The following is a 12201-nucleotide window of genomic DNA, read 5'->3' as shown; positions in this document are numbered from 1 at the left end:
TCTTAGTTGTAAGCGACAAATTTGCTATTAAGGCCTCGGGAATGAAGCCTAAGAGCTGTTTTACGGTGATACTATGATCTTTGAAAATGGCCATATCTCTTTGATTTACAGCATTAATATACTTAAAATCAACGATAAAAACAAATAAATAATTGACAATCAGATAGTTAAATAAAAAAAACAACACATCTCTAAACAAAAAAGTCGGAAGATTAATCTTCCGACCATTCGTGCAATTTCTCCCCCTCTTTCGGAACGAGAGAGGGGGCGGGGGGTGAGTCGAATAGCGACGCGGACACGGCCGTTTGTTTCGAACACCCCAGGTTTTAAACCATACGCTGCCCCACAGTCAGCAAATTATTATCCGGGTCGTGTATGGTAAATTCCCTTTGCACCCAGGGTTTGTACTGCAACGCGGGACAACTTGCGTCGGCTTCCGCCCGGTCGGGCGTCCACGCTTACCAGCCTAAATTGCAGCCTATTTTCCCATCTTCTTTCGCCTCCCGGCAACCTCCAATAGGTAATTTTCAATATAAGGCCTTACCTGCGCTAAAGTGGCAATCCCTTCAAATTCTATTTCGCTGTTCCCAAAATATCCGTTTAATTGGCTTATCAGTTTGCCCTGCCTTGATACTAAGGTAACGGTATGGTTAACAGATGCCCGGCTATCCAGCTCTAATGCAAACTCAAACAGTTTTTGCGGGCAGAATTTTGCATTTGCAGCAATTTCGTTCATAGGTTGTTTATTGCTTCTCACCTGGCAAGTTAAATTATGAGCCATCAATATTTCTGCGCCTTCTTGCGGCAGAGGTAAAAAAGGGTGCCCGGGGGTAAGTTCCCGGCCGAATAAACTTTCCATATTCTTCTCGAACCAAAAACCCTTTGCGATTACTTCTACAAACTGGTCGTGAAACGAAAACAGATAGTGATTAAAATCGGTCAGCATCTCGTTTACATCACCGTTGAATTGGTATGAATTCCCGTAATGTTCATTTTCATATTTAAAACGTTCTGCCAGCCACTTTGAATTATCGATTTTAAACACCCACGCCCCCCTCTCATAAACGGAAGATTCATGTTCATAGGGCATCATTTCACCCCTGCATATTTTTAAGGCATCAAGATTGTAAAAAGTTATCCTGCCAAAGAGGTCGTCCTCTGTTTGAAAATATACCCCGGTTAAATTATCGTTATAGTGAACATCCGGGGGTAGCACCGTATCTGCCTGAACGGGTATATGTATTGGTTTTACAATTTCCATTAGAAAAAAGCATTGATTAAACACGCTGAAGGTAGTCCGAATATGGATCAAATTCGCGGATTTTTTTAAGGATAACGCAGATATTTTACGGCAAATTGTGGCTTTCGGGCCGTTATTACATCATACTTTGCCCCACCGTCAACAAATTATTGTCCGGGTCGTGTATGGCAAATTCACGCTGCATCCAGGGTTTGTATTCCAGAGCGGTAACGCTTGCGCCCTGCTTTTTGGCCAGTTCATAAAATGCTTCGATATCATCCGTACGGATATACACCTGCCCGTAGTTCTCTTTGGGGTCGAGATCTTCGAATAGGAAAAAATGAATCTGGATATTATCCTTTTCCACCATCAGGTATTCCGGGTAATCGCCCCCGAACTGCTTAAAACCGAGCTTTTCTATATAGAATTGACGCGTAATGGCTTTATTGCGCATGGGTAGTTTCGGGTTGATAGCGGTAAGCATGGTGGTTATGGTTTATGGGTATGAAGATAGCAAAACTATAATATTAACCTTTTTGTTTTTTGCCCGGCAGGTTTGAGTTTTGATATTTGATTGAAGGTGTTCCGGGGAATTTTAGTTAAAATGCCCTTTGTGATTAATTAATTCATTTTCAAATATTTACATTGGTTATTTGAAAGCGTAGGGTGTTCCAAAGTGTTCCGCGAAAAATGTAATTAATTGATAATCAATGACTATTTGAAAAATAGTGTTCCACATTCCAAGTGGAACACCTGGTGGCTTTGTGCCGCAACGTGCTTATCCTATCAGCCCGGCGCCGCCTAGCCCACGCTTTGTAACAAGGTGGCTATATAAAGTGCAACACGTAATTAGTTGTAACTATTTATCGTTATTAGCGGTATAAATACGTCATACGAAAAAAAATTTCTCGGTTAAAACGCTTTAACGCTGATAATAAGGAATTTGTTGGATGTTTTTATAACTTAGCGTTTAAGTTAACGCCGCCACTCTCAACCTTAACTGATTCTCATGGACGCTCAAATACCTTTTTTGAATTTCTCCCTGAAAAAGGTATTAGCACAAGAGCCCGATACCTTAAAAAAGGCGAGGATAAAAATCGTTTATACCATCTTGCTGCTGTCTGTACTCAAATTACTGGTGATGCTGCCGATGGTAATTACCCGCATACATGATCATCAGCTTTACCGGGTGGTTTTCGTGTTCTTCTTTTACCTTTTGCTTGCCAAATGCCTGCTTTATAAACCGCAATACATTAATATCATCTCCCATTTTATCGTGTTGACGGGCGTAGGAGCGGTATGGACTAATGTTTTCTTCTTCCAGCAGAGCATCAACCTCATTACCATACAGTTTACCTTTATGGTAACGTTTGTGGGCTATTACCTTATCGATAGCCGTTACGCGGTAATTTACAGCATGCTGGCTATTTTCCCGATAATGTATTACCTCACAGCTACCGGCCGCAACAACTGGCACATGGATGTTATCCCTCAGGAACTCCCTTCGCCGGGTTTCGAAGCCATCGTCTTCATGAACTTTGTAACCATGCTGCTGATACATTACCTGTTTTACTGCGCCTTTAGGGATAACGTGAACGAAAAAGAGGAACTGAACAGGCAACTGCTGGCCACTGTAGCCGAAACCAGGGCCCTGGCCGATTCGCGCTCGGTATTCCTGTCTACCATGTCGCACGAGTTGCGTACCCCACTCAACGCCGTATTAGGCATGGCCAGTTTGGTGCGCGATACCGCCACTGCCGAGCAAACCGAAAACCTCGATATCCTGGAGTTCTCGGCGCAGAGCCTGCTTACGATGGTTAACGATATACTGGATTACAATAAAAGCGAAAACGACCGCATAGAGCTGGAAGCCATACCTGTTAACCTGCCGTTGTTGATGCACCGTGTATGCCTTGGCCTGCAGCAAAAGGCCGCCGAAAAGGGCCTTATGCTAGCTATGGATGTAGACGAGCAATTGAAAGATAAATGGGTGGTTACCGACCCCACCCGCCTTACCCAAATTATATATAACCTGGTGGGCAATGCGCTTAAATTTACAGAACGCGGTGGCGTAAGTGTTATGCTGCGTGTTACGCGGGCCGATGAACATAGCGTAGCCACGTATTTTTCGGTTACGGATACCGGTATTGGCATAGCCGACAACCGCCAGGAAGCCATCTTCGACCCCTTTACCCAGGCGTCGGCAGATACCACGCGGCATTATGGCGGTACAGGGCTGGGTCTGGCAATCGTAAAACGGCTGCTAAAGCTTTTCAACAGCAATATCTTGCTGAAAAGCAGTGCCGGCGAGGGCTCAGAGTTTTCGTTTGCTATAGATTTCAACCTGCACAAAGGAAAGGTGGTGCCGGCTTCTATCCATACTGCCATGAACAGCAGTCTGGAGGGGCTCAACATACTCATAGCCGAGGATAACCCTATCAATGCTTTGTTATTGGTTAAGTTGCTCACCAAGTGGAACGCCCGCTCGGTACTGGCACGCAACGGGAGCGAGGCGGTAGAAAAGCTCATAGCAGAAGATTTCGATGTAGTACTGATGGATTTGCACATGCCCATTATGGATGGTTACGAAGCAACTACACACATCAGGCAGTTGGCAGATCCCGCTAAATCGGGCGTGCCTATCATTGCATTAACGGCATCCGTATCGCATAATATCCACAGCAAAATAAAAGCCGCCGGCATGCACGATTATTTGTCGAAACCTTTCCAGCCTGCGCTACTATACCAAAAGCTTGAGCCGCTGCACAGCGCCAGAGCCGCCCGCGAATTGCTTGCCCATCACTAATAAGGCAAAATACCTGCGGCTTCTTTATCCAATATAATTTACCTTTACCCTTAAATTATAAAAACAGAAATGGCAACCCCAACGCAGATAACCGTAGAAGCAACCGTAAACGCACCCGTAGAGATAGTTTGGAGCTTGTGGACCGACCCAGAGCATATCGTAAACTGGAATGCAGCAAGCGACGACTGGCACACCCCAAAAGCATCTAACGACCTGCAGGTAGGTGGTAAGTTCACCTCTACCATGGCCGCTAAAGATGGCAGCATGAGCTTTGATTTCGAGGGCGTTTATTCTGCCGTTGACGAGTATAAGTTTATTGCCTACGAAATTGCCGACGGCCGCAAGGTAAGCGTTACTTTTATCGACGAGGACGAGGTTACCAGGATTATAGAAACCTTCGAGGCCGAGGGCACGCACCCTATAGAAATGCAGCGCGGCGGCTGGCAGGCTATCTTGAACAACTTCAAGAAGTACGCAGAGGAGAATTGATCAGCAATTCTTCTTTGCCAACCTGATCTTCCGCATGCTGTTATAACAACGCAACACAAATTAGCATCATGAAAAAAATCCTTTCCCTCCTTATATTTCTGGCTGCTTTTGCCGTTAAAGCATCAGCACAAACCTTTAATGCCGACGATTTCAAGAACAACCTCGGCAAATCCAAAACCCTGTGCGACACGGTTTACTCTGTAAAAATATTCAGCGACACACTTGCCCTCATCAATATGGGCGGCAACTACCCCAATCAAAAATATACCATAGCGGTAAAAGGCAACAAGATAGTGGTGGATTGGGCTAATCTTAAAGGCAAGCGCTTGTGTGTTACCGGCGTTTTTGAAATGCATAAAAACCGCCCCGAAATTGTGGCTACCGAGCCACCTCAAATTACCTACCCCTAATTTTTTTTCCGGGTAAAAAACTTACGCGCTGTTAACTAAAAGTTATATAGCCTATGGTTGTATGGGCGTTGTTGCTGATAACTCAAGGGCTATAACCAATAGCTAATTTTTGAGTTTATCTTGCTTTTTCACCCTAAAAATAAATGAGAAATAGGGTAAGGTGTTTCGCGCTTAACACAAAAAATGTATAACTTAAACGCGATTTTAAACCAATTACAAGCTTTTCTTGAGGCAAAGTGATATTTGGCCGCCTTATACCACTTAATGGATATACTTACCGAGAATATTTACATACCCGAAGCAGCGGCCGATGCTTTTTTAAGTCCGCTGTTTCCTGCCATTGGTAAGTCTGCCTCTAGTCTGCCAGTATTGATTCTCGATAGTCAGCTTAATCAGGTAGCAGGGGGCATTTCAGGCGAGCTGTGCTTTGGAAGTGCTGCGGCAGCCGACCAACAGGGCTTATTCCGTACAGGGCAATTGTGCCGCGCTTTACCAAATGGCGATATTCAGCATTTAGGTACGATGAACGCCGATGAAGGGCAAAAACTTCTGCATGCATTTAACGATACACAGCAGGCTTACCCCGCTAACAAAAGCATAACCGAACTTTTTGAGGAACAGGCTGCAGCCACGCCGGATGTCATTGCCATGGTATTCGAAAAACAAAAACTCACTTACAAACAACTTAACGAACAAGCTAATCAGCTGGCGCATTTCCTCGTTAAAAAGGGCGTAAAGACCGATACTTTAGTGCCCATATGCATTGGCCGGTCATTGGAGTTAATGGTGGCTATTTTGGGCATCTTAAAATCAGGAGGCGCTTATGTACCGATAGACCCGCTATACCCGGAAGATCGCATCACCTACATGCTTGAAGATACTACAGCTAACGTTGTTGTTAGCAGCGCCGCTAATATGGGCAGGTTCGCTAACTCCAAAGCAAGTATTATTAATTTTGATGACGACCGGTCGCTGATTGATAAACAATCTACAGCAAATCTTGACCTAAAACCTGCTGCTACCGACCTGGCTTATATTATTTACACATCAGGCTCAACCGGCAGGCCAAAGGGGGTAATGGTTGATCATCGTAATGTGGTAAGCCTGGTGTATGCTATGGGTTATTTATCGCTTGCCGAAAAAGACGCGTTGTTGGTAACCGGGTCGGTGTCATTTGATGCTACTACCTTTGAATATTGGTGTATGCTGCTCAACGGCGGAACACTCGTGTTTTGCCCGGAGAAGGATCTGCTGGAAAGCGCTAAAGTTCAGCAATTGATAACCACCCACAAGATAAGTACCATGTGGTTTACATCCAGTTGGTTTAACCAACTAACAGATAGCAGTCCCGAAGTTTTTGCAGGCCTTACTACAGCCCTTGTAGGAGGCGAGAAGTTATCAGAAACGCATATTGGAAAGATCCGCAATAAATATCCCGATCTTAAGCTCATAAATGGTTACGGCCCTACAGAGAATACCACTTTCTCGTTAAACTATGAGATAAACGATGCTGTATTACGCAACCCTATTCCCATCGGCAAGCCATTGGCTAACCGCGGAGCATATGTTTTAAACAGCGGTTACTTGCTATGCCCGGTTGCCACGACAGGCGAAATTTATCTTGGTGGTGACGGCATCGCACGCGGATATCTGAACAAGCCCGAACTGACCGCCGAAAAATTTGTGGCTAATCCCTTTAGTGATAAGCCAGGAGACAAACTTTACCGTACAGGCGACCTGGGTAAATGGCTGCCCGATGGTAACATTGAATACATTGGCCGCACAGACGACCAGGTGAAAGTTCGTGGTTACCGCATCGAACTGGGCGAGATTGAAAGTGTACTGCAACAAAGCGGCCTGGTAAAACAAGGCGTGGTTTTAGCCCGCGATGATAGCCAGAAAATGAAACGCCTTATTGGTTACGTGGTGCTAAACGATTCCGCCAGCAAGCAACAGGTGCAGGCTTACATGCAGGAAAAACTTCCTGATTACATGGTGCCGGCCGTATGGGTAGCGCTTGATCAAATGCCATTAACGAGCAACGGCAAAACCGACCGCCATGCACTGCCTGATCCGGATCATAATGATATGACTGACAGCGCGTATATAGCGCATCGTAATAAAACAGAGCAAATACTTGCCGCAATTTGGCAGCAACTGTTGGCTGTTGATAAGGTTGGCGTAAACGATAATTTCTTCAAAATGGGCGGCAACTCTTTGCTGGCCCTGAAAACGGTAACCGAATTAAAGGCGCAGAATTTTACGTTGCCTGTTACCAAACTTTACCAATATCCAACTATAGCGGGTATTGCCGCTTATTTGGATGGCAACCTTAAAACGGCCAAAGCCACACTGCCAAAATCAACTGTTAAAGCAGATAGCGGGGATATTGCGGTGATAGGTATGGCGGGCAGGTTCCCCGGTGCTAATACCATTGATGAACTTTGGCAGGTTTTGACGGAGGGCCGCGAAACCACAAAATTCTTTACTGATGCCGAGATAGACCCGTTTATCCCACCAAATGTAAAATACGCGCCAAACTACGTTAAAGCGCGTGGAGTTATTGATAAAGCGGATGAATTTGACCCGATGTTTTTTGGCTTAAACCCCAAGGCGGCCGAGTTGATGGACCCGCAGCAGCGCATATTTTTAGAGATTGCCTGGGAAGCGCTGGAAAGTACCGGTCACCTGCCATCACAGTACAACGGTTCGGTTGGGGTGTTTGCGGGTACAGGGGTCAATACCTATTTTATCAACAACGTAATACCCAATCAGGACCTCATAAGTAATGTAGGGGTGCTGATTGTAACTACGCTTAACGAAAAGGATTACGTATCATCACGCACCGCATACGAGTTAAACTTAACCGGCCCTGCCGTGAGTGTGCATTCCGCCTGTTCTACCTCACTATTAGCCATTGCCGAAGCCGTGGCAAGTTTGCGCAACGGCCAGTGCAATGTGGCATTAGCGGGCGGTGCATCAATTACCTCGCCTATAAACAGCGGGCATTTATACCAGGAAGGTACCATGCTAAGCGCCGACGGGCACTGCCGTTCCTTCGATGCCGATGCGGACGGTACCGTATTCAGCGATGGGGCAGGGGTAGTACTGCTTAAACGCCTGGAAGAAGCTATTCACGATGGCGATACCGTTTACTCGGTGATAAAAGGCGTTGGCGTAAATAATGATGGCGGCGATAAGGGTAGCTTCACTGCGCCAAATGCAAGCGGGCAGGCTGGTGCTATCGCTATGGCTATACAAAACGCCGGCGTATCTCCTGCTGATATCAGCTATGTGGAAACACACGGCACCGCCACCAAATTAGGCGACCCGATAGAGATCGAAGGCCTTACCATAGCTTTCGGGCCGCAAGTTAAAAACCAATATTGCGCCATTGGCTCCATAAAAAGCAACATGGGCCACTTAACAGCCGCTGCCGGTGTAGCCGGATTCATAAAAACTACACTGGCGCTTTACAACAAACAGATCCCGGCTTCTTTATTTTACGAACGGCCAAACCCCAATATCGATTTCGAGGGCAGTCCGTTTTATGTGAACGCCACCCTTACCGATTGGAATGCGGCGAAACGCATCGCCGGGGTAAGCTCTTTTGGCGTGGGCGGCACAAACGTACACGTGGTGCTTGAGGAATATCCGCGGGAAATTAAACAAGGCTCGGCAGGTCATGATCTGCAACTGTTTACATGGTCGGCCAAAACCGGGAACAGCATAAACGGCTACCGCGATAAACTGGCATCGTATATAACCAATTATGATAGCGCCGACCCGGCAGACATCGCCTACACCCTGCAAACAACCCGAACCGATTTTAACCATCGCAGCTTTGTTGTGGCAGGCAGCAAGGAAGAATTATTGGCTAAATTAAATGCAGCCCCCGACGCTTCATCATCAAAAAAAATAGGATCGAAAGCAACTGAAGTAGCCTTCATGTTCCCCGGCCAGGGCGCGCAGTATTTGAATATGGGGCGCGATCTATATGATCATCAACCGGTATTTAAAGCCGCCGTTGATGAATGCGTTGTGTTATTAAAAGGCACGGAACAGGAAAATATCCTTGATATTATATTTAGCGACAGCAACGATGACGCTGCCGGAGAAGCTTTAAAAAATACGCTGTACACCCAGCCTGCCTTGTTCATCATTAGTTACGCAATGGCTAAGCTTTGGATAAGCTGGGGCATTGAGCCAACCGTGTTAACCGGCCACAGCATAGGCGAGTTTGTTGCGGGTTATTTTGCGGGAATTTTTACCTTGCCCGATGCGGTTAAACTGATAGCAACCCGTGCTAAAATGGTAACCGAAACGCCAACCGGCAGCATGGTTTCGGTACGCTTATCAGAAGAAGAATTGAAAGCCATTTTGCCGGATACCCTTTCCATTGCCGTAGTAAACAGCAACCTGGCCGCAGTAGCGGCCGGTACCGACGAAGAGATAAATAAATTTGTAGAAACCCTCACCGAAAAGGGCATTGCCGCCCGGGTGCTACAAACCAGCCATGCGTTCCATTCGGCTATGATGGACCCAATTGTGGCACCGTTTGAGTCGGTAGTGAAAACAATTCAGCTAAACAGGCCCGTTAAACCTATCATATCCACCATAACCGGCAACTGGATGACCGATGCCGAAGCTATCGACCCAGCATATTGGGCACACCACCTGCGTAACACCGTTAGGTTTGCCGGTGTTGCCAATGTACTGGCCGAAGGGGAAGGCTGTATTGCCCTGGAAGTTGGTCCGGGTAAAGTATTATCAGGCCTGGTTAAGCAGCAGGCAGGTGGTAAAACATTTACCGCTATTGCGGGCATAGAAGAATCAAAAGATGTAACCGCCTATGGTTCGGTTTTAAAAGCTTTGGGTACGCTTTGGCTAAACGGAATTGAGCCGGCCTGGAAAGCATTTTACGCCGGGCAAACCCGCCTGCGGGTTAATATCCCCACATACGCCTTTGACCGTAAACGTTATTGGGTTGACCCGGTAACGCCTATAAACGTACTAACCCCACCATTTGAAGTACCTACAGAAACACCAATAGATTTCCCACAAGAAACACCAATCATTATGGCGAATAGAAAAGCAACACTGATAGAAAAGCTGAAAGAGGTTTTTGAAGTTGCATCAGGTATTGATATCGACAGTACTGATACTGGTTTTGTTGAAATTGGATTCGACTCTTTATTGCTTACGCAGATAGCAACCAATCTTAAAAAAGAGTTCAACGTTCCTATTACTTTCAGGAAACTGTTTGAAGAGCATGACACGCTCGATTTGTTAGCCAATTACCTCGACGAAGTATTACCGGCAGATAAATACCAGCAAGCCGCTGCACCTGCGGCAGCCCCGCAAGCCTACCAGAACGGGCAGGCGCAACCGGTTTACCAGCAACCCACATATCAGCAACCGGTTTATCAGAACGGACAGCAACCTGTGTATGCCGCCGCTGGCAACGCTGCCATGACCATGATAGCGCAGCAATTACAGTTGCTGGCCAGTCAGTTAGCCACTCTGCAGGGTGGGGGCATGCCAGTCAGCCAAACGCAGGTAACTTTGCAGCCGCCGCCAATACAAAAGCCCGTGGTTACTAATGAAAAAGTCACCGCACCTGTGGCCCCCGCCTCTTTACAGCCAGATCTTACGCCTGAGGAACAGATAGAAATTAAAAAACCTTTTGGTGCGACTGCCAAAATTGATAAGCACATTACCGGCTTAAACGAAAAACAGCAGGCCTTTTTAGATCAACTGATCATTGATTTTAGCGAGAAGACAAAAACCAGTAAAGCCCAAACACAACAGCATCGTCCGTACATGGCCGATCCACGGGTAGTGAGCGGGTTTAAGCCATTAACCAAAGAAATTGTTTACCCTATTGTGGTAAAACGCTCAAAAGGCAGCCGTTTGTGGGATGTTGACGATAACGAATACGTAGATGCATTGAATGGCTTCGGATCGAACATGTTAGGCTACCAGCCCGATGTTTTAAAGAACGCCATTGCCGAACAGTTAGAAAAAGGTTACGAAATTGGTCCGCAGCATAAGCTTGCAGGTGAGGTTTGTAAAATGCTTTGCGATTTTACCGGGTTTGACCGTGCCGCGCTTTGCAGCACAGGTTCTGAAGCTATTTTAGGTGCCATGCGTATTGCCCGCACCGTAACCGGGCGCTCCATTATTGTGGCATTCAGTGGATCATACCACGGTATTATTGATGAGGTGATTGTGCGCGGAACCAAAAAGTTACGTACCGTGCCTGCCGCCCCCGGTATTATGCCCGAGAACGTGCAGAATATGTTGATACTGGATTACGGCACCGATGAATCCCTTAGGATCATTGAAGAACGCAAAGACGAGATAGCTGCGGTATTGGTTGAGGTAGTACAAAGCCGCCGCCCTGAATTTTTGCCACTGGAGTTTTTGAAAAAATTAAGAAAGATCACCGCAGAAGCTAACACAGCATTAATATTCGACGAGGTAATTACCGGTTTCCGTATGCACCCGGGTGGTATGCAGGCTATCACCGGTATTCGTGCCGACCTGGGTACTTATGGTAAAGTTATAGGTGGCGGCTTGCCGGTGGGCGCTATCATCGGTAAAAAAGAGTATATGGATGCGCTTGACGGCGGCACCTGGCAATTTGGTGACGACTCGAGCCCGGATGCAGGTGTTACCTACTTTGCGGGTACGTTTGTACGCCACCCTTTAGCTTTGGCGGCGGTTAAAGCTTCGTTAACATACATGAAAGAACGCGGCCCGGCTTTACAGCAAGGCTTAAACGACAAAACAACCCGCCTGGCCGCTACGTTGAACGAGGTACTGGTAAAATATAAAACACCTATGTACGTGGCCTACTTCGGCTCGTTATGGAAGGTTAAATATCACGAGGAGTTCCCATACAGTGAGCTGATATTTACTAACCTGCGCCTTAAGGGTCTGCATATTATGGATGGTTTCCCTTGCTTTATGACCGATGCGCATACCGATGCAGATGTTGATTTTATCACCTCGAAATTTGAAGAAAGCATATCAGAAATGGTTGCTGCCGAATTCATCCCCACTTACACTGCTATCGCTAAACCGGCGGCAGTACTTGCGCCGATTGCTGTAGCAGCGCCAACCGTAATGGGCGCACCGCCTGTGCCCGGTGCAAAATTAGGGCGCGATAAAGACGGTAACCCGGGGTGGTTCATCAGTGATGAAAAAAAACCCGGCAAGTATTTGCAGGTTAAATAGTTTTTTAATTGAAC

6 protein-coding genes are annotated in these 12201 nt (G+C 46.5%); 4 read left to right on the top strand and 2 right to left on the bottom strand.

What is annotated here, in order from left to right:
- Positions 1 to 478: 478 nt before the first annotated feature.
- Both AC1DXC_RS22630 and AC1DXC_RS22625 read right to left on the bottom strand, forming a co-directional pair.
- Entirely contained in the window at positions 479 to 1261 is a 783-nt protein-coding gene (locus AC1DXC_RS22630; RefSeq protein WP_477461446.1) for a hypothetical protein, read from the bottom strand.
- A gap of 115 nt (positions 1262 to 1376) precedes the next feature.
- A complete protein-coding gene (locus AC1DXC_RS22625) occupies positions 1377 to 1724 on the bottom strand; it encodes a bleomycin resistance protein (RefSeq protein ID WP_477461445.1) in 348 nt (115 codons plus the stop codon).
- Positions 1725 to 2249: 525 nt separating this feature from the next.
- Between AC1DXC_RS22625 and AC1DXC_RS22620 the strand changes: the two genes are divergently transcribed.
- The 4 genes from AC1DXC_RS22620 (at position 2250) to AC1DXC_RS22605 (ending at position 12187) form a co-directional block, all read left to right on the top strand.
- A complete protein-coding gene (locus AC1DXC_RS22620) occupies positions 2250 to 4046 on the top strand; it encodes an ATP-binding protein (RefSeq protein WP_477461444.1) in 1797 nt (598 codons plus the stop codon).
- A 69-nt stretch (positions 4047 to 4115) separates the two neighbouring features.
- Entirely contained in the window at positions 4116 to 4535 is a 420-nt protein-coding gene (locus AC1DXC_RS22615; RefSeq protein WP_477461443.1) for an SRPBCC family protein, read from the top strand.
- Between the two features lie 68 nt (positions 4536 to 4603).
- The gene (locus AC1DXC_RS22610; RefSeq protein WP_477461442.1) at positions 4604 to 4945 is read left to right on the top strand and encodes a hypothetical protein; all 342 of its coding nucleotides are present in this window, start codon (positions 4604 to 4606) and stop codon (positions 4943 to 4945) included.
- Between the two features lie 264 nt (positions 4946 to 5209).
- Complete coding sequence (locus AC1DXC_RS22605; RefSeq protein WP_477461441.1) at positions 5210 to 12187, top strand: amino acid adenylation domain-containing protein; 6978 nt, start codon at positions 5210 to 5212, stop codon at positions 12185 to 12187.
- Positions 12188 to 12201 lie beyond the last annotated feature (14 nt).

The sequence above is a fragment of the Mucilaginibacter sp. P2_D11 genome (genome assembly GCF_056404435.1).
The sequence above is the reverse complement of the archived record's forward strand: the minus strand, read 5'-3'. Positions and strand labels throughout refer to the sequence as shown.

What these genes read in the sequence shown, in the direction of transcription:
- AC1DXC_RS22630 (WP_477461446.1), bottom strand. Translation starts at nt 1,261, where the DNA reads ATGGAAATTGTAAAACCAATACATATACCCGTTCAGGCAGATACGGTG.
- AC1DXC_RS22625 (WP_477461445.1), bottom strand. Translation starts at nt 1,724, where the DNA reads ATGCTTACCGCTATCAACCCGAAACTACCCATGCGCAATAAAGCCATT.
- AC1DXC_RS22620 (WP_477461444.1), top strand. Translation starts at nt 2,250, where the DNA reads ATGGACGCTCAAATACCTTTTTTGAATTTCTCCCTGAAAAAGGTATTA.
- AC1DXC_RS22615 (WP_477461443.1), top strand. Translation starts at nt 4,116, where the DNA reads ATGGCAACCCCAACGCAGATAACCGTAGAAGCAACCGTAAACGCACCC.
- AC1DXC_RS22610 (WP_477461442.1), top strand. Translation starts at nt 4,604, where the DNA reads ATGAAAAAAATCCTTTCCCTCCTTATATTTCTGGCTGCTTTTGCCGTT.
- AC1DXC_RS22605 (WP_477461441.1), top strand. Translation starts at nt 5,210, where the DNA reads ATGGATATACTTACCGAGAATATTTACATACCCGAAGCAGCGGCCGAT.